The 23,675-nt window shown below is 66.2% G+C and carries 19 protein-coding genes; 14 read left to right on the forward strand and 5 right to left on the reverse strand.

The features are described from left to right. Position 1 precedes the first annotated feature (1 nt). The 10 genes from qhpC to KF707C_RS12815 all read left to right on the forward strand — a co-directional run bounded on the left by qhpC (position 2) and on the right by KF707C_RS12815 (position 12,848). Positions 2-325 (forward strand): quinohemoprotein amine dehydrogenase subunit gamma, encoded by a 324-nt coding sequence (gene qhpC, locus KF707C_RS12770; protein WP_003448219.1) that lies wholly within the window; start codon positions 2-4, stop codon positions 323-325. Between the two features lie 29 nt (positions 326-354). Then, a complete protein-coding gene (gene peaD / locus KF707C_RS12775; protein ID WP_036990854.1) occupies positions 355-1,479 on the forward strand; it encodes a quinohemoprotein amine dehydrogenase subunit beta in 1,125 nt (374 codons plus the stop codon). A 224-nt stretch (positions 1,480-1,703) separates the two neighbouring features. Continuing rightward, complete coding sequence (locus tag KF707C_RS12780; protein ID WP_003448222.1) at positions 1,704-3,404, forward strand: AMP-binding protein; 1,701 nt, start codon at positions 1,704-1,706, stop codon at positions 3,402-3,404. Positions 3,405-3,527: 123 nt separating this feature from the next. Then, positions 3,528-4,556, forward strand: a complete 1,029-nt coding sequence (locus KF707C_RS12785; protein ID WP_003448224.1) for an AraC family transcriptional regulator — start codon at positions 3,528-3,530, stop codon at positions 4,554-4,556. A gap of 77 nt (positions 4,557-4,633) precedes the next feature. Further along, positions 4,634-6,775, forward strand: a complete 2,142-nt coding sequence (locus tag KF707C_RS12790; protein ID WP_096368028.1) for a methyl-accepting chemotaxis protein — start codon at positions 4,634-4,636, stop codon at positions 6,773-6,775. A 362-nt stretch (positions 6,776-7,137) separates the two neighbouring features. After that, entirely contained in the window at positions 7,138-8,757 is a 1,620-nt protein-coding gene (locus KF707C_RS12795; protein WP_003449063.1) for an acyl-CoA synthetase, read from the forward strand. 18 nt (positions 8,758-8,775) lie between these two features. Continuing rightward, positions 8,776-9,543, forward strand: a complete 768-nt coding sequence (locus tag KF707C_RS12800; protein WP_003449064.1) for a 3-hydroxyacyl-CoA dehydrogenase — start codon at positions 8,776-8,778, stop codon at positions 9,541-9,543. Between the two features lie 75 nt (positions 9,544-9,618). Then, a complete protein-coding gene (locus KF707C_RS12805; RefSeq protein WP_003449066.1) occupies positions 9,619-10,809 on the forward strand; it encodes an acetyl-CoA C-acyltransferase in 1,191 nt (396 codons plus the stop codon). A gap of 11 nt (positions 10,810-10,820) precedes the next feature. Next, positions 10,821-11,948: an acyl-CoA dehydrogenase family protein gene (locus KF707C_RS12810; protein WP_003449067.1), complete on the forward strand. Its 1,128-nt coding sequence runs from the start codon at positions 10,821-10,823 to the stop codon at positions 11,946-11,948. A gap of 129 nt (positions 11,949-12,077) precedes the next feature. Then, positions 12,078-12,848, forward strand: a complete 771-nt coding sequence (locus tag KF707C_RS12815) for an enoyl-CoA hydratase-related protein (protein WP_003449068.1) — start codon at positions 12,078-12,080, stop codon at positions 12,846-12,848. A 47-nt stretch (positions 12,849-12,895) separates the two neighbouring features. Here the strand turns inward: KF707C_RS12815 and KF707C_RS12820 are convergent, their stop codons facing one another. Further along, on the reverse strand, positions 12,896-13,846 hold the full coding sequence (locus tag KF707C_RS12820; RefSeq protein ID WP_003449070.1) for a LysR family transcriptional regulator: 951 nt from the start codon (positions 13,844-13,846) through the stop codon (positions 12,896-12,898). Between the two features lie 149 nt (positions 13,847-13,995). Between KF707C_RS12820 and KF707C_RS12825 the strand changes: the two genes are divergently transcribed. Further along, a complete protein-coding gene (locus KF707C_RS12825) occupies positions 13,996-15,225 on the forward strand; it encodes an acyl-CoA dehydrogenase (RefSeq protein WP_003449072.1) in 1,230 nt (409 codons plus the stop codon). A 331-nt stretch (positions 15,226-15,556) separates the two neighbouring features. Here KF707C_RS12825 and KF707C_RS12830 read toward each other — a convergent pair whose 3' ends face one another. Together KF707C_RS12830 and KF707C_RS12835 are read right to left on the reverse strand one after the other, a co-directional pair. Next, positions 15,557-15,736 (reverse strand): hypothetical protein, encoded by a 180-nt coding sequence (locus KF707C_RS12830; RefSeq protein ID WP_003449074.1) that lies wholly within the window; start codon positions 15,734-15,736, stop codon positions 15,557-15,559. Further along, positions 15,729-16,739, reverse strand: coding sequence for a TerC family protein (locus tag KF707C_RS12835; protein ID WP_003449076.1), 1,011 nt, complete (start codon positions 16,737-16,739; stop codon positions 15,729-15,731). The genes KF707C_RS12830 and KF707C_RS12835 overlap by 8 nt, the downstream gene beginning before the upstream one ends. A gap of 389 nt (positions 16,740-17,128) precedes the next feature. Between KF707C_RS12835 and KF707C_RS12840 the strand changes: the two genes are divergently transcribed. Beyond that, a complete protein-coding gene (locus tag KF707C_RS12840) occupies positions 17,129-19,303 on the forward strand; it encodes a TonB-dependent siderophore receptor (protein ID WP_003449080.1) in 2,175 nt (724 codons plus the stop codon). A 123-nt stretch (positions 19,304-19,426) separates the two neighbouring features. Here the strand turns inward: KF707C_RS12840 and KF707C_RS12845 are convergent, their stop codons facing one another. Then, positions 19,427-20,794, reverse strand: coding sequence for a substrate-binding domain-containing protein (locus KF707C_RS12845; RefSeq protein ID WP_003449083.1), 1,368 nt, complete (start codon positions 20,792-20,794; stop codon positions 19,427-19,429). Between the two features lie 277 nt (positions 20,795-21,071). On the opposite strand from KF707C_RS12845, the gene KF707C_RS12850 reads away from it, so the two are divergent. Beyond that, complete coding sequence (locus KF707C_RS12850) at positions 21,072-21,401, forward strand: YegP family protein (RefSeq protein WP_003449086.1); 330 nt, start codon at positions 21,072-21,074, stop codon at positions 21,399-21,401. A 624-nt stretch (positions 21,402-22,025) separates the two neighbouring features. Here KF707C_RS12850 and xthA read toward each other — a convergent pair. Then, positions 22,026-22,838, reverse strand: coding sequence for an exodeoxyribonuclease III (gene xthA / locus KF707C_RS12855; protein ID WP_003449205.1), 813 nt, complete (start codon positions 22,836-22,838; stop codon positions 22,026-22,028). Positions 22,839-22,991: 153 nt separating this feature from the next. Between xthA and KF707C_RS12860 the strand changes: the two genes are divergently transcribed. Beyond that, the gene (locus KF707C_RS12860) at positions 22,992-23,645 is read left to right on the forward strand and encodes a GNAT family N-acetyltransferase (protein WP_003449203.1); all 654 of its coding nucleotides are present in this window, start codon (positions 22,992-22,994) and stop codon (positions 23,643-23,645) included. The last annotated feature ends 30 nt before the right edge of the window (positions 23,646-23,675 follow it).

The following is a 23,675-nucleotide window of genomic DNA, read 5'->3' on the forward strand; positions in this document are numbered from 1 at the left end:
CATGAAACATCTGAAGCCGCTCAACAATAAGGCGCAACTGCTCGAACAAGCCGCAGCCGAAGATCGTATCGAGGACGTCATGGCCATGAGCGCGGTGGCCGGTTGCACCGCCACCACCGACCCGGGTTGGGAAGTGGACGCCTTCGGTGGCGTGACTTCGCTCTGCCAGCCCATGGAGGCCGACCTCTACGGTTGCTCCGACCCCTGCTGGTGGCCCGCCCAGGTGCCGGACATGATGAGCACCTACCAGGACTGGAACGCCAATGCCCAGGACTCCTCGCAGGACTGGCGCAACCTCGGCACCGTATTCCCGAAAGACAAATGACCGGCGACCAGAACAAGAGGGATAACCGCATGAAACTCAAAGCCATCGCCAGCCTGGCGACCGCCGTCGCCGGCCTCGCCCTGGGCAGCTCCGCCTGGTCCGCCGACACCGCCGGTCCGGCGCTGAAATCCGGTAGCGAATACCTGATCGCCACCAACTATCCGAACAACCTGCACGTGGTGGACCTGGCCACCGACAGCCTCTACAAGACCTGCAAGCTGCCGGATGCTTTCGGTCCCGGTACCGCCATGATGGCGCCGGACAACAAGACCGCCTACCTGCTGAACAACCACTTCGGCGACCTCTACGGGATCGACCTGGACGACTGCAAGACGGTCTTCCACGCCAAGCTGTCGCAAAAGCCGGGGGAGAAGGTGCGTTCGATGTTCTCCTTCGCCCTCAGCCCGGATGGCAAGGAGCTGTACACCACGGTCAACCCGACCCAGATGATGAGCGATCACTACGTGGTCAAGCAGCCGCGCCTGGAGGTGTTCCGCACCGGCGACGGCCTCGACGCCAAGCCGGTACGCAGCTTCCCGATGCCGCGCCAGGTCTACCTGATGCGCGCCGCCGACGATGGCTCGCTGTTCGTCGCCGGGCCGGACATCTACAAGATGGACGTGCAGACCGGCAAGTACGAGGTGGCGGTCGCCGGCCGCAACTGGCAGCGTCCCAACTACAGCCCGCCGGACGTGCTGTACTTCTGGCCGCACCAGACGCCGTACCACGAGTTCTCCATGCTCTACACCGCGGCCAAGTTCAAGGACGAAAAGCAGGACATCGCCACCGCCGACTTCGTCTACGGCTACGTCAGCATCGACCTGAAGACCGGCAAGAGCACCGTGCAGGACTTCGCCCCGCTCACCGAGCTGTACTTCACCGGCCTGCGTTCGCCGAAGGACCCGAACCTGATGTTCGGCGTGCTCAATCGGCTGGCCAAGTACGACATCAAGGAGCAGAAGCTGATCAAGGCGGCCAACCTCGATCACTCCTACTACTGCGTGGCCTTCAATACCCAGGGCAGCAAGCTGTACCTGGCCGGCACCTTCAACGACATCGCGGTGTTCGATCCGGACAGCCTTGAGAAGATCAAGAACATCAAGCTGCCGGGCGGTGACATGTCCATCACCACCACCCAGGTATTCGTGAGGTAAGTGCGCAAGCGCCAGGAGGCCTTGCGGGAAACCCGGTGGGAGCGAAATCATTCACCAATGATTTCGCTCCCACATTCGACCAACGGGTCACTGGACAGGACACCAGGCTTTATTTAGCTTTACGTTTACGTAAAGGTAATGACCCGAGCGTACCCGGCCTCCCTGCCGACCCGGAGGCCAGCCGACCAGACTCGATCCCAGTACAACGACAAGAAGGGACAGCCATGAATCACCAGAGCTACACCCGGGGGCGACAGGACAAGGCCCTGCTCGCCATGACCATCGGCGCGGCGTTCGATGCCACCGTCGCCAAGTTCTCCGAGCGCGAGGCGCTGGTGGTGCGTCACCAGAACCTGCGCTACAGCTGGCGGGAGCTGGCCGAAGCCGTGGACCGCCAGGCCCGCGCACTGCTGGCCCTGGGACTGCAAAGCGGCGATCGCCTGGGCATCTGGGCGCCCAACTGCGCCGAGTGGTGCATCACCCAGTTCGCCAGCGCCAAGATCGGCGCCGTCCTGGTGAACATCAACCCGGCCTACCGCAGCAGCGAACTGGAGTACGCCCTGAAGCAGTCCGGCTGCCGCTGGGTGATCTGCGCGGACGCCTTCAAGACCTCCGACTACCACGCCATGCTGCAAGGGCTGGTGCCCGAGCTGGCGAACGCCGAGCCCGGCACCCTGGCCTCGGAGAAACTGCCGGAGCTGCGCGGGGTGGTGAGCCTGGCGGACAACCCGCCGGCGGGCTTTCTCGCCTGGAGCGCGCTGCAGGGCCGCGCCGCCGAGGTGAGCGCCGAGCAACTGGCCGAGCGCCAGGCCCTGCTGCAGTTCGACGACCCCATCAATATCCAGTACACCTCCGGCACCACCGGTTTCCCCAAGGGCGCGACCCTCAGCCACTACAACATCCTCAACAACGGCTACATGGTGGGCGAGAGCCTGGGCCTGACCGAGCACGACCGGCTGGTGATCCCGGTGCCGCTCTACCACTGCTTCGGCATGGTCATGGGCAACCTGGGTTGCATGACCCACGGGTCCACCATGATCTATCCCGGCGATGCCTTCGACCCGCTGACCACCCTGCGCGCGGTGGCCGAGGAAAAGGCCACCGCGCTCTACGGCGTGCCGACCATGTTCATCGCCGAGCTGGATCATCCGCAGCGTGGCGAGTTCGACCTCTCCAGCCTGCGCACCGGCATCATGGCCGGCGCCACCTGCCCGATCGAGGTGATGCGCCGGGTCATCAAGGAAATGCACATGAGCGAGGTGCAGATCGCCTACGGCATGACCGAGACCAGCCCGGTGTCATTGCAGACCGGCCCCGAGGACGAGCTGGAGCTGCGGGTCACCACCGTCGGCCGGACCCAGCCGCACCTGGAGAGCAAGATCGTCGACGCCGAGGGCCGCATCGTGCCCCGTGGCACCATCGGCGAGCTCTGCACCCGTGGCTACAGCGTGATGCTGGGCTACTGGAACAACCCCCAGGCCACGGCCGAGGCCATCGATGCCGGCCGCTGGATGCACACCGGCGACCTCGCCTCCATGGACGAGAACGGCTATGTCTGCATCGTCGGCCGCAGCAAGGACATGATCATCCGCGGCGGCGAGAACATTTATCCGCGCGAGCTTGAGGAGTTCTTCTTCACCCACCCGGCGGTGGCGGATGTGCAGGTCATCGGCATTCCCTGCAGCAAGTACGGCGAGGAGATCGTCGCCTGGGTCAAGTTCCACCCCGGTCACAGTGCCACCGAGGAGGAGCTGAAGGCCTGGGCCAAGGAGCGCATCGCCCACTTCAAGGTGCCGCGCCACTTCCGCTTCGTGGATGCCTTCCCGATGACGGTCACGGGCAAGATCCAGAAGTTCCGCATGCGCGAGATCAGCATCGAGGAACTGACTCCGCCCAAGGACGGCAAGGTGACGGCGATTCGGTAGGTTTCTGCAGGACGGGCCGAGCGGAGCGATATCCAACAGACCCGTCCGCATGGGTATCGCAAGCTCAACCTATCCTACGGACCTTCGCCGTTCGCTTCTTCGCATCGGAGCCCCAGGGAAACCATGACAGGCACGTCCGCCGAAAAAGGCACCATCTCCGTCCGCCTGGTCCTCGAAGCCCTGCTGGAACTGCGCCAGCGGGGCTTCGACGATTCCGGCCTGCTGCGGGACGCCGGAATCCCCCTGGACCTGCTGGCCCGACCCTATGGCCGGGTGTCTTCCGAGCGCTACGGCCAGCTCTGGCTGGGCATCGCCCAGGCCATGGACGACGAGTTCTTCGGCATGAACCCCCGGCGCATGAAGTTCGGCAGCTTCGGCTACATGACCCGGGCGGCGGTGAAGGAGCCCACCGTGGGCGCCGGCCTGGAGGTGGCGCTGCGCTTTCTGCATCTGGTGTTCGACGGCCTCAGTCCCAGGCTGGAGCGTCGCGAGGGACTCGCCGACATCGTCCTCGATGAAGGGGCGCTGCCGCCTGGACGGGCCTTCGGCTACTTCACCCTGTGGCTGATGATCCACGGCCTGATGTGCTGGCTGGCGGGGCGTCGCGTGCCCATCCTCGGCGTCGACCTGCGTTGCCCGGCGCCAGACTACATCGAGGATTACCGGGTGATGTTCAGCACCAACCTGCGCTTCTCGCGACCCCAGACCCGCCTGCTGTTCAACGCCGACTGCCTCGACCAGCCGATCCGCCGCAGCCCCCGCGACCTCAAGCGATTCCTGCTGGGCCTGCCGGCCAACATCCTGGTGCGCTACCGCGATCCCCAGAGCCTCGCGGTGCGCATCCGCGCCTACCTGCGCAGCGTCAAGCCGGAGCGCTGGCCCGATGTGGAGGCGCTGTCCGGGCACTTCTACATGGCGCCTTCCACCCTGCGGCGCAAGCTGTCCCTGGAAGGGCAGTCCTACCAGGGACTCAAGGACCAGGTGCGCCGCGACCTGGCCATCGCGCGCCTGGACAGCGGCGAGGGCAACTTCAGCGAACTGGCCTTCGAGCTGGGATTCGCCGACACCAGCGCCTTCTACAAGGCGTTCAAGAAGTGGACCGGTTCTACACCGGGGCAGTACCGCGCGCTGATCCATCCCGATTCCAGTTGAACGCGCTTTCCAACGCTACGCAAAGGCGCGCAACGCATGCGCCCAACCGCCGACACGACGTACACAGGACCCTTTGCATGTTTCTCGATCGACTGTCCATCCAGTGGAAGATCACTCTGCTGGCCGGCCTTTGCCTGCTGGCCATCGTTGCGGTGCTGATCGGCATGTCCCTCTATCGCATGAGCGCTTCGACCGAACTGGTCAAGGCCAACAGCGCGCAGATGCTGGAAGCCTCGGCCCGTGAACGCATGGAGGGGGAGGGCAAGGTGCAGGCCCTGACCATCCAGCGCTACTTCCTTTCGGCTTACCAGGACGGGCTCAACTTCTCTCGTCAGGTCTTGCGGCAACGCCAGCAGGCGCGAAACCTGCAACTGGACGGCCAGTTGCTGAGGCAGGACTTGCATCAGCAGGTCAAGGCCGCGCTGCAGGCCAACCCGCAATTGCTCAGCCTCTACCTGGTGTTCGAGCCGGATGCCCTCGATGGGCAGGATGCCCTGTTCGCCAACCGCGCCGACCTGGGCAGCAATGAGGCCGGGCGCTACTCCACCTACTGGGCCCAGCGTGACGGAGAACTCAGCAGCCTGGCACCTACCGAGGCGATGATCCGGGACACTACGCCCATGCTCGATGGCAGCCCGTTCAATACCTGGTTCAACTGCCCGAAACAGACCCTCAAACCCTGCCTGCTGAACCCATACTTCGACGATGCGTCGGGGACCAGGACCCTGATCACCACGCTTGCCTTCCCGGTGATCGAGAAGGGTCGCATGCTTGCCGTGGTCGGCATGGACATCAGCCTGAGCAATCTTCAGGAGCTGGCCGCTTCCGGCAACGCAGACCTGTACGAAGGGCAGGGGGCCATCAGCATCCTCAGCCCGGCTGGGCTCCTGGCCGGGCACAGTCGCGATGCAGGGGAACTTGGCCAGCCGCTGGACAAGGTCTATCCGGCGCAGGCCAGGGCGTTGCTCGACCTGCAGCGCCAGGGCCTCCCCCATGAGCAGCGCAGCGACGGGGTCATACAGGTGCTGGCACCAGTACAGCCGATTCCCGATGCTCAGCCCTGGGCGGTGCTATTGGACGTGCCGATGCAGACCTTGCTCAAGCCGGCCCTCGATCTGCAGCGTGACCTCGATGCCCGCAGCACCCAGGGCACCTGGCTGGAATTGCTGGTCGGTATCGCCGCGGCCATCGCCGGCCTGCTGCTGGTCTGGCTCACCGCGCGCGGCGTGACCCGGCCGATCCAGGGCGTCGCCGGCATGCTCAGGGATATCGCCAGCGGCGAAGGCGACCTCACCCGTCGCCTCGACTACGCCCGCCAGGATGAACTCGGCGAGCTGGCCGGCTGGTTCAACCGCTTCCTCGACAAGCTCCAGCCCACCATCGCCGACGTCAAACGCTCGGTGCAGGACGCCCGGGGCACCGCCGACCAGTCCGCCGCCATCGCCAGCCAGACCAGCGCCGGCATGCAGCAGCAGTTCCGCGAAGTGGACCAGGTCGCCACCGCCTCCCACGAAATGAGCGCCACCGCCCAGGACGTCGCCCGCAGCGCCGCCCAGGCCGCCGAAGCCGCACGGGGCGCCGACCAGGCCACCCGCGAAGGCCTCGGCGTGATCGGCCGCACCACCAGCGCCATCGAGCAGCTGGCCAGCGAAATGAGCGCGGCCATGGAAGAAGTGCAGGCCCTGGCCAACAGCAGCGAGCAGATCGGCTCGGTGCTGGAGGTGATCCGCGCCATCGCCGAGCAGACCAACCTGCTGGCCCTCAACGCCGCCATCGAGGCCGCCCGCGCCGGTGAGGCGGGCCGGGGCTTCGCCGTGGTGGCCGACGAGGTGCGCAACCTGGCCAGGCGCACCCAGGACTCGGTGGAGGAAATCCGCCAGGTGATCGAAGGTCTGCAGCACGGTACCCGCGAAGTGGTGGGTTCGATGCACAGCAGCCACCGCCAGGCCCAGGGCAGCGTGGAGCAGGTGGAGCAGGCCGTGGCCGCCCTGCAACGGATCGGCAACGCGGTGACCGTGATCACCGACATGAACCTGCAGATCGCCAGCGCCGCCGAGGAACAGAGCGCCGTGGCCGAGGAGATCAACCGCAACGTGGCGGCCATCCGCGACGTGACCGAATCCCTCTCCGGCCAGGCCGAGGAATCCGCCCAGGTCAGCCAGGCCCTGAACCGCCTGGCCAACCACCAGCAGGGCCTGATGGACCAGTTCCGCGCCTGACGCGCGGAACCCATCGACTCCGGCTGATGGGTATCGCTTCGCTCAACCCATCCTAGGTGGAGACTTGTAGGTTGGTGCAGAGCGCAGCGAAGCCCAACGTTTGGTCGGTGACCTACTGATCCGCTCCCACGCGTAGGGTGGATGACGCTGTTTTCATCCACCAGCGGCGCCATGCCGGCCTCCGATGGTGGACCGGTGACGCGTGGTCCACCCTACGACTGTCCGCGCCCTGACCGGCGCGGATTCAGCGCCCCTCCCTGTCAAATCCGCTCACCCAGGTTGATGTCTTTCGACATTGCCGCCACCCGCCCTCGGCGCGACCATCCGGCTATCCAACAAGAACAATCCGGGAGGCCACCCCGATGCGCGATTACTTCACCGCTGCCCGCGAGTTCGATTACGCCCGTGCCGTCTCCGGCACCCTGGCGGGCCGGCTCGATGCCCTCAACGCCTGCGTGGAATGCTGCGACCGCCATGCAGGGTCCGACCGCGTCGCCCTGGTCTGGGAAGGGCGCAACGGCGAGCGGGCCAACTGGACCTTCGACCAGCTCAAGGAAGCCTCCGCGCGCTTCGCGAATCTGCTCGCCAGCCGCGGTATCGGTGCCGGCGACTGCGTGTCGGGGATGTTGCCGCGCACGCCGGAACTGCTGATCACCATCCTCGGCACCTGGCGTGCGGGGGCGATCTACCAGCCGCTGTTCACCGCCTTCGGGCCCAAGGCCATCGAGCACCGTGTGCAGGGCGCCGGGTCGAAGCTGGTGGTCACCGACCTGGCCAACCGACCGAAACTCGACGAGGTGACGGACGCGCCGCCGGCGCTCACCCTCGGCGCGGACTTCTGGGCCGAACTGGACCGCCAGCCGGCGGAATTCGCGCCGGTGATGCGCCGTGGCGACGATCCCTTCCTGCTGATGTTCACCTCAGGCACCACCGGCCTCGCCAAACCCCTGGAAGTGCCGCTGAAAGCGATGGTCGCCTTCGTCAGCTACATGCGCGATGCGGTGGACCTGCGCCCCGAGGACCGGTTCTGGAACCTCGCCGATCCGGGCTGGGCCTATGGCCTCTACTACGCGGTGACCGGCCCGCTCGCCATGGGGCATGCCACCACCTTCTTCGAAGGCGGTTTCACCGTGGAGAGCACCTGCCGGGTGATCCGCGAGTACGGCATCACCAACCTGGCCGGCTCGCCCACCGCGTACCGCCTGCTGCTGGCCGCCCGCGACGAGGTGGAAGCGGCCCTGAAAGGCCAGCTCCGCGCGGTCAGCAGCGCCGGCGAGCCGCTGACGCCGGAAGTGATTCGCTGGTTCTCCGAGGGCCTGGGCTGCACCATCCATGACCATTACGGGCAGACCGAACTGGGCATGGTGCTGTGCAACCATCACGCCCTGGAGCACCCGGTGCGCCTGGGCGCCGCCGGCTTCGCCATGCCTGGACACCGGGTGGTGGTGCTGGACGAGCAGCACCGTGAACTGTCCGCCGGCCAGCCGGGCATCCTGGCGCTGGACCGTGCGCGCTCGCCGCTGTTCTGGTTCCCCGGCTACCGGGGAATGGAAACCCGCGCCTTCGTCGGCGACTACTATCTCAGTGGCGACACCGTGGAGCTGAACGAGGACGGCAGCATCAGCTTCGTTGGCCGTGCCGACGACGTGATCACCACTTCCGGCTACCGGGTCGGCCCCTTCGACGTGGAGAGCGCGCTGATCGAGCACCCGGCCGTGATCGAAGCGGCGGTGATCGGCAAGCCCGACCCGGAGCGCACCGAACTGGTGAAGGCCTTCGTGGTGCTGCACGCCGGTCACGCGCCGGACGAAACCCTGGCGGAGACGCTGCAGCAGTACGTGCGCAAGCGCCTCTCCGCCCATGCCTACCCGCGCGAGATCGAATTCGTCGCGGAACTGCCCAAGACCCCGAGCGGCAAGATCCAGCGCTTCCTCCTGCGCAACCAGGAAATCGCCAAGGCCCAGGCGGCCGCCGCTCACTGATCCCGAGGAGTTTGCAACGTGCGTATCGAACAATCCGTATTCCTGGTGACCGGCGGCAGCTCCGGTCTTGGCCTGGCCACCGCCCGTGAGCTGGTGGGGCAGGGCGGCCGGGTGGTGCTGGTGGACATCAATGCCGAAGCCGGCGCCGCCGCCGTCGAGGAACTGGGTGCCCAGGCCCGTTTCGTCCGTGCCGACATCACCCGCGAGGACGACGCCCGCCAGGCCGTGGCTGCGGCCCGGGAGGCCTTCGGTGGCCTGCACGGGCTGGTCAACTGCGCGGGGATCGCGCCGGCGGAGAAGGTGGTGGGCCGCAACGGCCCCCATGGCCTGGAGAGCTTCCGCCGGGTCGTCGAGGTGAACCTGATCGGCAGCTTCAACATGCTGCGCCTGGCCGCCGAGGCCATGGCCGGCGCGGAACCCAATGCCGAAGGCGAGCGCGGAGTCATCATCAACACCGCCTCGGTGGCGGCCTTCGACGGGCAGATGGGCCAGGCGGCGTACTCCGCCTCCAAGGGCGGCGTGGCCGCCATGACCCTGCCCATCGCCCGTGACCTGGCGCGCTCCGGCATCCGCGTGATGTGCATCGCCCCCGGCATCTTCGAAACGCCGATGATGGCCGCCATGCCCCAGGAAGTCCGCGACTCCCTGGGCGCCTCGGTGCCTTTCCCGCCGCGCCTGGGGCGTCCGGCCGAGTACGCCGCGCTGGTCCGTCACATCATCGAGAACGTCATGCTCAACGGCGAGGTGATCCGCCTCGACGGCGCCATCCGCATGGCCGCCAAGTAGGTTGGAGTTGAGCGTAGCGAAGCCCAACGTCAGGCCCCCGGATTTCATCCGGGCTACCTAATGAGGAACCCTGCAATGAATGTTTCCGATCCCATCGTCATCGTCAGCGCCGTCCGTACTCCCATGGGCGGCTTCCTCGGCGACTTCAAGGACATGACCGCCGCGCAACTGGGCGCCGTCGCCAACCGCGCCGCCCTGGAACGGGCCGGGCTCGCGGCCGACGCCGTGGACGAGGTCATCACCGGCTGCGTGCTGCAGGCCGGCCAGGGTCAGGCGCCGGCGCGCCAGGCCGCCCTCGGTGCCGGACTGCCCCAGGGCGTGGTCTGTTCCACGGTCAACAAGATGTGCGGCTCCGGCATGAAGGCCGTGATGCTGGGCCACGACCTGCTGGCCGCCGGCAGCGTCGAGGTGGTGCTGGCCGGGGGCATGGAGAGCATGTCCAACGCGCCCTACCTGCTGGAGAGGGCCCGTTCCGGCTACCGCATGGGCCACGGCAAGGTGCTGGACCACATGTTCCTCGACGGTCTGGAAGACGCCTACGACAAGGGCCGCCTGATGGGCACCTTCGCCGAGGACTGCGCCCAGGCCTACGGCTTCACCCGCGAGCAGCAGGACGCTTTCGCTATCGCTTCCCTGACCCGTGCGCAGAAGGCCATGAGCGAGGGGCGCTTCGCCGCCGAGATCGTCGCCGTCGAGGCCAGGGCCGGCCGCGAGACCCGCACCATCGACCAGGATGAGCAGCCGCCCAAGGCACGCCTGGACAAGATCCCCACCCTGAAGCCGGCCTTCCGCGAAGGCGGCACCGTGACCGCCGCCAACGCCAGTTCCATCTCCGATGGCGCCGCGTCGCTGCTGCTGATGCGCCTGTCCGAGGCGGAGAAGCGCGGCCTCACGCCGCTGGCCCGGATCGCCGGCCACGCGTCCTTCGCCCATGCGCCGAACCTCTTCACCACCGCGCCGGTGGGTTCCATCCAGCGCCTGCTGGCCCGCACCGGCTGGAGCCTGGCGGACGTGGACCTGTTCGAGGTGAACGAAGCCTTCGCGGTGGTGCCCATGGTGGCCATGCGTGACCTGGACATCGCCCATGAGCGCATCAACGTCCACGGCGGTGCCTGTGCCCTCGGCCATCCCATCGGCGCTTCGGGGGCGCGGGTGCTGGTGACCCTGCTCAATGCGCTGACCCAGTACGACCTCGACCGGGGCGTGGCCTCGGTGTGCATCGGTGGCGGCGAAGCCACCGCCGTCGCCATCGAACGAATTCGCTGAAGGAGCTGACCATGATTCCCTCCGAAGACGACATCCAGATCCGCGACATGGCCCGCCAGTTCGCCCAGGAGCGGCTGAAACCCTTCGCCGCCGACTGGGACCGTGAGCACCGCTTTCCTGCCGAGGCCATCCGCGAGATGGCCGAGCTGGGCTTCCTCGGCATGCTGGTGCCGGAGGAGTGGGGCGGCGCCGCCACCGGCCACCTGGCCTACGCCATGGCCCTGGAGGAGATCGCCGCCGGTGATGGCGCCTGCTCCACCATCATGAGCGTGCACAACTCGGTGGGCTGCATGCCCATCCTCAAGTACGGCAGCGAGGAGCAGAAAACCCGCTTCCTCCGCCCGCTGGCCGAAGGCCGGATGATCGGCGCCTTCGCCCTCACCGAACCCCAGGCCGGCTCGGACGCCAGCGACCTGCGCACCCGCGCCCGGCGCGACGGCGATCACTACGTGCTGAACGGCGCCAAGCAGTTCATCACTTCCGGCAGCCACGCCGGGATGGTGATTGTCTTCGCCGTCACCGACCCGCAGGCCGGCAAGAAGGGCATCAGCGCCTTCATCGTGCCCACCGACACCCCCGGCTATCAGGTGGTGCGCGTGGAGGAGAAGCTCGGCCAGCATGCGTCCGACACCTGCCAGATCCAGCTGGATGACGTGCGCATCCCCGCGTCCCTGCGCCTGGGCGAGGAGGGCGAGGGCTACCGCATCGCCCTGTCCAACCTCGAAGGCGGGCGCATCGGCATCGCCGCGCAGTCGGTGGGCATGGCGCGGGCGGCCTTCGAGGCGGCGCGGGACTACGCCCACGAGCGCAAGACCTTCGGCAAGCCGATCATCGAGCACCAGGCCGTGGCCTTCCGCCTGGCGGACATGGCCACGAAGATTGCCGTCGCGCGGCAGATGGTCCATCACGCCGCCAGCCTGCGCGAGGCGGGCCTGCCCTGCCTGACCGAGGCTTCCATGGCCAAGCTGTTCGCCTCGGAAATGGCCGAGGAAGTCTGCTCGGCGGCGATCCAGACCCTGGGCGGCTACGGCTACCTGAAGGACTTCCCGGTGGAGCGCATCTACCGCGACGTGCGCGTGTGCCAGATCTACGAAGGCACCTCGGACGTTCAGCGGATGGTGATCGCGCGCAGCCTCTGAGTCCCGGTCCGCACGGCGGGCATCGCCTTTCCCGTCCACCGGGCGGCGCCAACTCGCCCGCCCGTGGTGGATGCGAAGCGCGGCATCCTCCCTGAACCATCCCCAATTCCAACCTGCTCGGGATTCCCCATGACCTACGAAACCCTGTTGGTGGAGCAGGCCGGCGCTGTCGGCCTGGTCACCCTCAACCGACCCGATGCCCTGAACGCCATCAACACGCGACTCATCGACGAGCTGAACCAGGTGCTGGACGGCTTCGAGCGCGATGCCAGCATCGGTAGCATCCTGATCACCGGCTCCCGCAAGGCCTTCGCCGCCGGCGCCGATGTGAAGGAAATGGCCCCCCTGTGCTTCCCGGGAACCTACCTGGACGATTTCCTCGGCCGCTGGGACCGGGTGGCGCAGCGCCGCAAGCCGATCATCGCCGCGGTCGCCGGTCACGCCCTGGGGGGCGGCTTCGAGTTGGCGCTGATGTGCGACTTCATCATCGCCGCCGACAACGCCCGCTTCGGCCTGCCGGAGGTGAAACTGGGGGTGATCCCCGGTGCCGGTGGTGTGCAGCGCCTGACCCGGCTGGTGGGCCGGGCCAAGGCCATGGAGATGGTGCTCAGCGGTCGCAGCATGGACGCTGCCGAGGCCGAGCGGGCCGGCGTGGTGGCGCGGGTGGTGCCGCTGGCGGAGCTGCTGGATCAGGCCCTGGCGAGCGCCCAGGCCATCGCCGCGCAGTCACGTACGGCGGTGATGATGCTCAAGGAATGCGTCAACCGGGTGGACGAGGGATCGATGGCGGAGGGGCTGCGCTTCGAGCGGCGGATGTTCCAGGCGGTGTTCGCCACCCCGGACCAGAAGGAAGGCATGGGCGCCTTCGTCGAGAAGCGCCCGCCGCAGTTCGGTCGCTAGGGCCGGGCCATTGACCAGGGGCAGCCAGGCTGCCCCGGTGGCGGCGATCAGGTCCGTTCTTTCAGCTCTTTCAGCTCTTTCTGCTCTTTCTGCTCCTGCGCGGTGACCTGCTGGCAGATCTCGATGATCTGCTCGCGCATCCAGCGGTTGGCCGGGTCCTGGTCGGTGCTTTCGTGCCAGTAGAGGTGGGTTTCCAGGGAGGGCACGTCGTTCACCGGCAGGTCCACGTAGTGCAGGTCCTGGCGGCGGGCGAAGCGCTCGGGCACGGTGATGGCGAGGTCGGTACCGTGGAGCACGGTGGAGGCCATCAGGTAGTGCTGGGAGCGCAGGGTGACCTTGCGCTGGATGCCCATCTTGCCCAGCGACAGGTCGATGTAGCCGAGGCCGCTGCGGCGGCTGGAAATATGGATGTGGGAGAGCGACAGGTACTCGTCCAGGGTGATCTTGTCCTTGGCCAGCGGGTGGCCACGGCGCATGGCGCAGACGTAGCGATCCTCGATCAGCTTGACGTGGCGGACCTGGGGGTCGGTGTTCAGCGGCGCGTCCACGGCGAAGTCCAGACGGCCGGCCGCCAGCTCCTTGGTGGTTTCCCGGCGCTTGGCCAGGAAGCTTTCGATCTGCACCGTCGGCGCCAGGCGGCGCAGGCGCTGGAACAACGGTGGCAGGATCACCGTTTCGGTGAGGTCGGTCATGCTGATGCGGTAGGTCTTGTTGGCCTGGGCCGGATTGAAGGTACGGCTTTCCTGGACCGACACCCGCAACAGCTGCAGGGCGTTGCGCACCGGGCCGATGATGTTCTGCGCCATGGGCGTGGGCACCATGCCCTGGGCGGTACGGACGAAGAGCGGGTCGTTGAAGGTCTCCCGGAGGCGGGCGAGGGCGTTGGAAACGGCGGGCTGGGTGATGCCGACGATCTGGCCGGCGCGCGTCAGGTTGGCCTCGGTGTAGATGGCGTCGAAGACGATGAATAGGTTGAGGTCTACCTTGTTCAGATTCATGCCGTGCGTGCTCCTCTACGTTGTTCTTATCAGTGGGCTATATATCGGTGATGAATGTTCATACATGGAGAAAATAGGCTAGGGAAATCTTACGCCCTGAACTAGCATCCTTACCAGTCCCACCTCACAGCCCCAGAAGGTAGCCCCGCATGGATTTCGCCTACTCCCCGAAGGTCCAGGAACTGCGTGAACGTGTCACCGCATTCATGGATGCCTATGTCTATTCCGCCGAGCCCGTATTCGAGCAGCAGGTCGCCGAGGGCGATCGCTGGCAGCCCACCGCCATCATGGAAGAGCTGAAGGCCAAGGCGAAGGCGGAAGGCCTGTGGAACCTGTTCCTGCCCGAGTCCGAGTACGGCGCAGGCCTCACCAACATGGAATACGCACCGCTGGCCGAGATCATGGGGCGCTCCCTGCTGGGCCCGGAACCCTTCAACTGCTCCGCGCCGGATACCGGCAACATGGAAGTGCTGGTGCGCTACGCCAACGAGGAGCAGAAGCGCCAGTGGCTGGAGCCGCTGCTGCGTGGCGAGATTCGTTCCGCCTTCGCCATGACCGAGCCGGGCGTGGCCTCGTCCGACGCCACCAATATGGAAGCCCGCGCCGAGCGCCAGGGTGACGAGTGGGTCATCAATGGCCGCAAGTGGTGGACCTCCGGGGCCTGCGACCCGCGCTGCAAGATCATGATCTTCATGGGCCTGACCAACCCGGACGCGCCGCGCCACCAGCAGCACTCGATGATCCTGGTGCCCACCGACACCCCCGGCGTGAAGATCCTCCGCCCGCTGCCGGTGTTCGGCTACGACGACGCCCCCCACGGCCACGCCGAGGTGGTGTTCGAGAACGTGCGGGTACCTTACGAGAACGTGCTGCTCGGCGAGGGGCGCGGCTTCGAGATCGCCCAGGGTCGCCTTGGCCCGGGCCGGATCCACCACTGCATGCGCTCCATCGGCATGGCCGAGCGCGCGCTGGAACTGATGTGCAAGCGCGCCGTGAGCCGCACCGCCTTCGGTCGCCCGCTCGCGCGACTGGGTGGCAACGTGGACAAGATCGCCGATTCGCGGATGGAGATCGACATGGCCCGCCTGCTGACCCTGAAGGCGGCGTACATGATGGACACCGTGGGCAACAAGGTGGCCAAGAGCGAGATCGCCCAGATCAAGGTGGTGGCGCCCAACGTCGCCCTGCGGGTGATCGACCGTGCCATCCAGATGCACGGTGGCGCCGGCGTCTCCAGCGACTTCCCGCTGGCCTACATGTACGCCATGCAGCGCACCCTGCGCCTGGCGGACGGCCCCGACGAAGTGCACCGCGCGGCCATCGGCAAGATCGAGATCGGCAAGTACGTACCCAGGGACGCGCTGCGCGGCGACCATTGAGTCCGATCGCCCCGAGATGAAGAAGGCCCGCGCGATGCGGGCCTTTCTCTATGTAGGAGCCGGCTTGCCGGCGAATGGCGCGGAGGGGGGGCGCGAGCAAGCTCGTTCCCACGGGCTGGTTCGTAGGATGGCGTAGAGCGAAGCGAAACCCATCAAGGCCTCGGATTCGTAGGAGCCGGCTTGCCGGCGAAGGTTCGCGAGCAAGCTCGCTCCTACAAGCTGGTTCGTAGGATGGCGTAGAGCGAAGCGAAACCCATCAAGGCCCCGGATTCGTAGGAGCCGGCTTGCCGGCGAATGGCGTGGCTGCGGCTGTTCGCGAGCAAGCTCGCTCCTACAGGTCGTTCTCCGGCGCGGGGTTTCTGGCCTTCAGCCAGCCCATGCGCAGGTGCAGCTGGGCGGCGAAGGCGCGGGCCGCCAGTTCCTCATGGAAGGTCAGGCTGCGCTGCCCCAGGCGGACACGCCAGAAGGTCTTGCCCGCCTTGTCGAACGATTCGATCCGTACCTCAGCCATGCTTTTCCAAATCTCCGGATTTCTCGACCGGACGATCACGTGTCTTCAGCAGAGACAGGACCACACCACCGGCCAGCAGCCCGAAGGTTACGCCAAGGGACAGCAGCGGGGGAATCTTGCCGATGAGCCCGTGCAGGAAAATCTTGCCGCCGATGAAGATCAGCACCAGGGCCAGGGCGTACTTCAGGTAGACGAAGCGGTGCATCAGGGCCGCCAGGGCGAAGTAGAGGGCGCGGAGGCCGAGGATGGCGAAGATGTTCGAGGTGTAGACGATGAAGGGGTCCTGGGTGATGGCGAAGATCGCCGGGACGCTGTCCACCGCGAACACCAGGTCGGCCAGTTCGATCAGCACCAGGGCCAGGAACAGCGGGGTGGCGTAGAGCAGGGCCTTGCTCTGGCCGGGCTGCTTCAGGCGCACGAAGAAGTGCGAGCCGTGGAGGTCGTCGGTGACACGGATATGGCGGCGAACGAACTTGAGCACCGGGTTGTTGGCCAGGTCCGGGTGGGACTCCTCCCGGGAGAACAGCATCTTCACGCCGGTGAACAGCAGGAAGGCACCGAAGACGTAGAGGATCCAGTCGAACTCCTTCACCAGGGCACTGCCCAGGCCGATCATGATGGCCCGCAGCACCACCACGCCGAGGATGCCCCAGAACAGCACGCGGTGCTGATAGCGGCGGGGGATGGCGAAGAAGCCGAAGATCATCGCCATGACGAAGACGTTGTCCATGGACAGCGACTGTTCCACCAGGAAGCCGGTGTAGAACTCGATGGCGCTCTGGGCGCCCAGTTCGAACCAGACCCAGACACCGAACAGCACGCCGACGCCGAAGTAGCCGCCGTAGAGCAGAAGGCTCTCGCGCATCTCGATTTCATGCTGGTCGCGGTGCAGCACCCCGAGGTCGAAGACCAGCAGGGCGAGGACGATGGCGAGGAAGGCGAGCCACAACCAGATGGCGGTGCCGAGGAAGTCGGCCGTTAGAAAAGCCTGTAGAGCTGCCATGAGCCCCTCCTGAGTGTCGTTGATGAAACGTGACTCCGACATGGCGGTTGGCAAGCCGTCAGAGGGGCCCGGCGTCACATTAAAAAGGCTAGCCGTTCGTCGTCAGAAAGGGCAGCGAGGGTGCTGTAACAATTCTTTGCCCGTCGTAGGTGTTTTCATAGCTGCGCCTAAATAGCATGTATTCCTATCTGTGAATTAATCCTAATAGCGGGTAGGATTCTGCCCCGGTCGCCAGGCATCGACGCCAGCGCGACACCAGGCGCCGACAAAGAGCGCCGTGATCCAACCAACCCCGTGGTTAGCCGCCAACACATGGACACACCATTCAAGGGGTTTTGAGAGTGCAACAGCGATATGCGTTCAACGGGGTAGACACGGCTGGGGAGTCCGTGTTCACCCGCCACACCCGTCATCCACTGTCCATCGCGGTGCTGGGCGTGACCCTCGCCCTGCAGGCCGGGGCGGGGTTTGCGCAGGATCGATCGAAGACTGAGGGGGCGCTGGAACTGGGCGCCACGGCGATCACCGACGAGCGCCTGGGCGAAACCACCGAGGGCACGGGCTCCTACACCACGGGAACGACCCGGAGCGCCACCCGGCTGGCGCTGTCGCCTCGCGAGACCCCCCAATCGATCAGCGTCATCACGCGGCAGCAGATGGATGACCAGAACCTCACCAGCCTGTCGGACGTCCTGGCGAAGACACCGGGCGTGACGGTGAGCGGGTTCGACAGCAGCCGTGCGACCTTCTCGGCCCGTGGCTTCGAGATCGACAACTTCCAGATCGACGGCATTCCGGCCGCCTTCCGCTTCGGCAACGGCATCGACCAGGCGGACATGGTGATCTACGACCGCGTCGAGGTGCTGCGTGGTTCCAACGGCCTGCTCAGCGGCTTCGGCAGCCCCTCCGCCACCGTCAACCTGGTGCGCAAGCGTCCCACCAGGGAACTGTCCGGATACGCGTCCACCAGCGCCGGAAGCTGGGACACCTACCGGGGCGAGTTCGACATCGGCGGCGCCCTGACCTCCGAGGGCAATGTGCGCGGCCGCTTCGTTTCCGCCTACGAGGACCGCCAGTCCTTCATGGACCACCTGTCCGAGAAGAAGCAGGTGTTCTACGGCATCCTCGAGACCGATATCACCGACGACCTGCTGCTGAGCGCGGGCCTGAGCCGCCAGACCAATCGGCCGGAAGGCTCGTCCTGGGGCGATTCCACCCCGGTGTACGACAGCAACGGCGATGAGTTCGCCCTTCCACGCTCCTTCAACCCCGGCACCCGATGGAGCCAATGGGACAACACCACGGACAACGCCTTCGTGACCCTGGAACAGCGCCTGGCCAATGACTGGGTGGTGAAGGGTTCGATCGCTCACACCAGGACCGATTCGCCCATCACCCTGGGTTCCGCCGGCAGCGGCAACCCGAATCCGGTGGATGGCAGCGGCATGGGCATCTGGCTCGGCAAGTACCGCTACGAGGCGGTGCAGAACGCCTACGACCTCCATGCCAGCGGTCCCTTCCAGTTGATGGGGCGCGAGCATGAGTTGATGGCGGGGGTTTCCCATCGGGATATCGACCACGATGCGACCAACTGGCCTTTCCTGTTCGGCATGGCCGACAACATCTTCAACTGGAACGGCAACTTCCCCAAACCGGATTGGGGCAACCCGATCTACAGGGACGAAACCGAGTTGAAGGAAACGGCGGCTTACCTGGCGAGCCGCCTCAAGCCTTCCGACGACCTGTCGATCATCCTGGGCGCCCGGGTCTCCGACTGGCAGCTGGACACCACGCGCAACCTCTTCGCCACCGGCAGCCGCACCCGGGTGCAGGACGCCCAGGAGAGCGGCGTGGTGGTGCCCTATGCGGGCGTGGTCTACGACCTGGACCGGACCTACTCGGTCTATGCCAGCTACACCCGCATCTTCAAACCCCACGAATCCGAGAAGGATGCCAGCGGCGCCTTGATCGAGCCGGAAGAAGGGGATGCCTACGAACTCGGCCTGAAAGGCGAATTCTTCGATGGCCGCCTCAACGCCAGCGCCGCGCTGTTCCATGTCAAGCAGGACAACCTGGCGGACCTGGTCGGCACGGACCCGGCCACCAACGCAGGCATCTACCGCGCCATCAGCGGTGCGGAGACCAGGGGCATCGAGTTCGAGGTGGCCGGTGAGCTGGCCCGGAACTGGCAGGTGCAGGGTGGCTACACCCACCGCGTGACCCGCGACGGGGACGATGACAAGGTCTCCACCACCGAGCCGGAGGACCTGTTCCGCCTGTCCACCGCCTACCGCCTGCCGGGCCGCTTCGACAAGCTGACCCTTGGCGGTTCCGCCAGCTACCAGAGCAGGATCTGGACCGACGACATCACCCCGCGCTACACCCAGGGCAGCTACTGGCTGCTGGATGCCATGGCCAGGTACCAGCTCACCGAGCAGGTATCCCTGGCCGTCAACGGCAACAACCTGACCGACGAGAAGTACTTCAGCAGCATCGGCAACTTCGGCGGCGCCATCTACGGCGATCCGCGCAACTACACCCTCAGCGCCCGCCTCGATTTCTGACGGCGTTGGGCCCCGCTCCCGAGTGGGGTGGGGCCTTGCCTGCGCAGGATGGGTTGAGGTGCGAAACCCATCGCTCGGGGTTGATGGGTTCGCGTCGCTCTACCCATCCTGCTGACCGTCCGCTCAGTACACCCAGACCTCGACCCGGCGATTACGATTCCGCCCATCCTCGGCCGAGTTGGCCGCCACTGGCAGCACGTCGCCGAATCCCTTCACGTCCTTGAGTGCCACGCCGCCCTTGGCCAGTTCCCGGCGTACCGCCATCGCCCGGAGGCGGGACAGCAGTTCGGCCCGCTGCGGATCCGCCTTGGCATCGCCGAAGCCCACCAGCACCACCTTGCGTTGCAGCTTGCCGCGCTGCTTCAGGTAGTCCACCAGCCGTTGCACATCCCGAAGGGCCTTGTTGTCGAGGCTGGCACTGCCTTCCTGGAAGCGGAAGTTCACCGACAGGCGCTCGGCTTCGGTGGCCAGGGTGCGGTAGTCCTCCGGCATGTCGGCGCGCGGCGCCATGCGGACGGCGCCCACCTGCTGGGCGATGAACCCGCTCCGTTCCACGATCGCCTGGCCAGGGGGGCTCTGCGCGAAGCGCAGCAGCGCATCGGCCCAGGGGTTCTGCTCGCCGGGCTTCATGTAGAGGTAGAGCCGGCGCGACAGGGGATAGTCCTCGGTGGCGATCAGGTCGGTGCTGGGGGCCATGGGCTGGGACTCGCCGTCGACGATGGCCAGCGCCCTGGCCTGGCCGATGGACGCCAGGCCGACGAAGCCGATGCCCTGGGGATCGGCGCTGACCGCGGCGGACAACCGGTCGCTGGATTCGAAGCGTTGGGCGCCGGCCGCCAGCGACTTGCCCTGGCGGGCCAGCACCAGCTCCTTGAAGGTGTCGTAGGTACCGGACTGGTCATCCCGGGCATAGAGGCGGATGGCGCCTCCCTGGCTTCCCAGTTCTTCCCAGGTGCTCACCTCGCCGGCGAATACCGCCGCCAGCTGGGCAGTGCTCAGCGCCCGCAGCGGGTTGCCGGGGTGCAGGATAATGGCCAGCCCGTCGATGGCGATCACCTGCTCCGAGTAGGGGCTGCGCAGGTCGCCGAAGGCGCTGAGGGCCTGTGCCTCGGCGTCCTTGATGGGGCGCGAGGAGGCCGCCAGGTCGGCGCTGCCGTCACCGAGGGCACTGAACCCCGTGGAGGAGCCGTGGGCGGCCAGCTCGATGCGCACGGCACGGCCCTGGGCGTCCTGGCCCTCGATATGCACTTCGTTTTCACGCTCGCCCGGAACCTGGCGAATCCCCCGGATGCCTTCCTCTTCCAGCATGCCCCTGACCAGCGCCGGCCCCAGTTTGGCGCCGATGGTGTTGGAGCCCTGGATGCGCAGCGAGGGCGCCACCTCGGCGGCAAGCACCGACCAGGGGAAGGCATAGCAGATGAAACCGAGCAGCAGCAGGCTGAGGGCCTGGCCCCAGAGCTCCTTGTCGCTGGCGGTCGTGGCGCGCGGCATGGGCAGACACCTTGTAGGAAGGGGGTGAAGGAGCCGCGAGATTAAGTCAGTCGGGTGACGGAGAGATGACAGAAAAGGCCCTGGAATCGGGCTTCCGGCGAATCCGTCGAAATATCGTATGGATGGGGTAGGGCGTTCCTACAGCCAAGTAAGCCTGGGGCCGGCAGCCCCTCCCAGGGCGAAGGGGTAGCGTAGCCGGCTGCCGGAATGCACCTGGAAAGGGGCGTCCGGTCCAGCGCTTAGGCGCATTCCCTGAAAGTACTGAAGGAGTGTTGTGATGAGTGGTTGGTTCGAGCTGCGCAAGAACAGCGGTGGCACCTGGCGCCTGCGTTTGAAGGCGGCCGATGCCCAGACCCTGCTGGACACCGGGGTGTACCCGGACCGTGGCGCTGCGGAGAGCGCCATCGCCAGCTTCCGTGAGAACTGTGCCCATGAGGAGCGCTACGTGCGGCGCATCGATTCCAGTGGCAAGAACTATTTCAAGCTGCGCTGCGTCAGGAAGGAAATCATCGCCCGCAGCCACCTCTACGATTCCGAGTCGACCCTGCAGCAGGCCATCGAGACCATCATGCGGGTCGGCCAGACCCAGGTGGTGAAGGAAGCCTGAGGCGGCAGGCGGCGGAAACTGAAAAGGCCCATCGGATGATGGGCCTTTTTTCGTATTCATCGCGGATTATCGGGGAAATCCTGTTCACACTGGATTGGCGATTTTGCGTGGTGCCCTGACCAACTCCCAGTCTGCGGATACCGCCCTCTCCCCCGCCCCTCTCCCAGAAGAGGAGAGGGGTGACTCGCGCCGGCAGGGGACAAGTCATCCTGCTGCCCAAACCGATCTGAAACCCGGCGAAGACGATGACGCCGCGCGAAGTGCCCCGTCAGGAGGCCGAGCGGAGTCGTCGTGCAGGGTGACGAGCGGCATGGATGCCGCGAGAGGCGTGTGGGGCCATGGATGGCCCCTCGCGCCGTGCCCCCGGAGCGACGATGCAGCGAGGGGACCCGGCGAAGCCGGGCCGGATGCAGGGGCAAGCCATTTGGTTCCTTTCGGCGATTGAGAAAGGGACTCGACCGGGAGGGCGAAACAGAGACTCGCAATCTGCACGGAAATGAGCCGAGCCCCCACAAAACCTGACAGCGGTTCGACAATCCGGCTTGAGCAAGTCCATTCCCCGATAATCAGCGAAGAACCTTTGTTCGTGGGCCTGGACGCAGGGGAACACGGGGCCCCTTCGGATCAGGCCAGTTCCAGCCAGATCGGCGCATGATCCGAGGGTTTGTCCATGCCGCGCAGGTCGTAGTCGATACCGGCGTCCCGAAAGCGCGCCTGGAGCGGCTGGCTGGCCAGGATCACGTCGATGCGCAGTCCGCGCTTGGGTTCATCCTCGAAGCCCCGGCTGCGGTAGTCGAACCAGCTGAAGCGGTCGTTCACCTCGGGATTGAGGTGGCGGAAACTGTCCACCAGGCCCCAGCCCTTCAGGCGCTCCAGCCATTCGCGCTCCTCCGGCAGGAAGCTGCATTTGCCGGTCTTCAGCCAGCGCTTGCGGTTCACTTCGCCGATGCCGATGTCGCAGTCTTCCGGCGAGATGTTGATGTCCCCCATCACCACCAGTGGCTGGCTGGGCTGGAACTGGTTTTCCAGCAGGCCTTGCAGGTCCGCGTAGAAACGCTCCTTGGCGGGAAACTTGACGGGGTGGTCACGGCTTTCACCCTGGGGGAAGTAGCCGTTCATCACCGTGACCGGGTTGCCCTGGGCATCGGCGAAGGTGCCGTAGATGAAGCGGCGTTGCGCATCCTCGGTATCCCCGGGAAAGCCCTTGGACAGCGACAGCGGCTCCTGGCGGGAGAGCAGGGCGACGCCGTAGTGGCCCTTCTGGCCGTGGTAGTGGACGTGGTAGCCGAGCTGGCGGATTTCCGCCTCCGGGAACTGGTCGTCGGCCACCTTGGTTTCCTGCAGGCCGATCACGTCCGGCTGGTGCTTGGCGATCAGCGCCTCCAACTGATGGGGCCGGGCGCGCAGGCCGTTGATATTGAAAGAAACGATCTTCATCACGAGGCATCCTGGGAAAAGGGTGGATGCTAGCCCAAGCTCGGGGCGTTGAAAAACCGCCGCGTGCGGCCGCTGACTCGCGTGGCCGCCCGGAAGAACTGGTGCTAATTTCCCTCATGGCCCGACAAACCCATAACAAACGAGGTGCCGTGAATGCCTGGCTACGTTCCCAACGCGCCGGTGGAGGTGCGCATGCTCGATGGCGGCTATGCCCGAGAAGCGCGTTCGCTGCTCTATCACGCCTATCGCCATGAACCCACCTTCGCCTACCTGTTCGAATCCGAGCGCCCCGGCTATGACCAGCGGGTACGCGCCACGGTGCGGGAACTGGTGCAGCAGCATTTTCTCCAGGAGTTGCCGGCCATCGGCCTGCTGATCGAGGACCGCCTGGTAGGCATCGCCCTGATCGCCCCTCCCCAGCGGCGCCTGGACATCACCGAAAGCTGGGCATGGCGCCTGCGCATGCTGCTGAGCACCGGTTTCGCCTGCACCCGCCGCTACCTGGACTACCACGAAGCGGTGCTCGCCTGCCTGCCGCCCGGCCCCTACCACGTGCTGCCGCTGCTGGGCATCCATCCCCAGTTCCAGGGGCGCCACCTGGGGGAGAAACTGCTGGAGGCGCTGCACGAGTGGTGCGCCGCCGATGACAGCTCCCAGGGCGTGGTACTGGACACCGGCAACGCCCGCTACCTGGAGTTCTACAAGCGGCAGGGTTACGAGGAAGTGGGCGAGGTGGCCCTGGGGTCGGTGGTGGAGCACGTGTTCTTCCACCCCAACCCGCGCCCCCTGATCCGGGCCAGCGGCTGACAGGTATTTCCGAAGCTTCGTGGTAGCATG

The organism is Pseudomonas furukawaii, assembly GCF_002355475.1.
Classification (GTDB): Bacteria; Pseudomonadota; Gammaproteobacteria; order Pseudomonadales; family Pseudomonadaceae; genus Metapseudomonas; species Metapseudomonas furukawaii.

Bases quoted from the DNA above. Each gene is read 5' to 3' on its own strand.
- KF707C_RS12780 (WP_003448222.1), top strand. From the start codon at position 1,704: ATGAATCACCAGAGCTACACCCGGGGGCGACAGGACAAGGCCCTGCTC.
- KF707C_RS12810 (WP_003449067.1), top strand. From the start codon at position 10,821: ATGATTCCCTCCGAAGACGACATCCAGATCCGCGACATGGCCCGCCAG.
- KF707C_RS12795 (WP_003449063.1), top strand. From the start codon at position 7,138: ATGCGCGATTACTTCACCGCTGCCCGCGAGTTCGATTACGCCCGTGCC.
- KF707C_RS12820 (WP_003449070.1), bottom strand. From the start codon at position 13,846: ATGAATCTGAACAAGGTAGACCTCAACCTATTCATCGTCTTCGACGCC.
- KF707C_RS12825 (WP_003449072.1), top strand. From the start codon at position 13,996: ATGGATTTCGCCTACTCCCCGAAGGTCCAGGAACTGCGTGAACGTGTC.
- KF707C_RS12815 (WP_003449068.1), top strand. From the start codon at position 12,078: ATGACCTACGAAACCCTGTTGGTGGAGCAGGCCGGCGCTGTCGGCCTG.
- KF707C_RS12860 (WP_003449203.1), top strand. From the start codon at position 22,992: ATGCCTGGCTACGTTCCCAACGCGCCGGTGGAGGTGCGCATGCTCGAT.
- KF707C_RS12845 (WP_003449083.1), bottom strand. From the start codon at position 20,794: ATGCCGCGCGCCACGACCGCCAGCGACAAGGAGCTCTGGGGCCAGGCC.
- KF707C_RS12805 (WP_003449066.1), top strand. From the start codon at position 9,619: ATGAATGTTTCCGATCCCATCGTCATCGTCAGCGCCGTCCGTACTCCC.
- xthA (WP_003449205.1), bottom strand. From the start codon at position 22,838: ATGAAGATCGTTTCTTTCAATATCAACGGCCTGCGCGCCCGGCCCCAT.
- KF707C_RS12835 (WP_003449076.1), bottom strand. From the start codon at position 16,739: ATGGCAGCTCTACAGGCTTTTCTAACGGCCGACTTCCTCGGCACCGCC.
- KF707C_RS12790 (WP_096368028.1), top strand. From the start codon at position 4,634: ATGTTTCTCGATCGACTGTCCATCCAGTGGAAGATCACTCTGCTGGCC.
- qhpC (WP_003448219.1), top strand. From the start codon at position 2: ATGAAACATCTGAAGCCGCTCAACAATAAGGCGCAACTGCTCGAACAA.
- KF707C_RS12785 (WP_003448224.1), top strand. From the start codon at position 3,528: ATGACAGGCACGTCCGCCGAAAAAGGCACCATCTCCGTCCGCCTGGTC.
- KF707C_RS12830 (WP_003449074.1), bottom strand. From the start codon at position 15,736: ATGGCTGAGGTACGGATCGAATCGTTCGACAAGGCGGGCAAGACCTTC.
- KF707C_RS12850 (WP_003449086.1), top strand. From the start codon at position 21,072: ATGAGTGGTTGGTTCGAGCTGCGCAAGAACAGCGGTGGCACCTGGCGC.
- peaD (WP_036990854.1), top strand. From the start codon at position 355: ATGAAACTCAAAGCCATCGCCAGCCTGGCGACCGCCGTCGCCGGCCTC.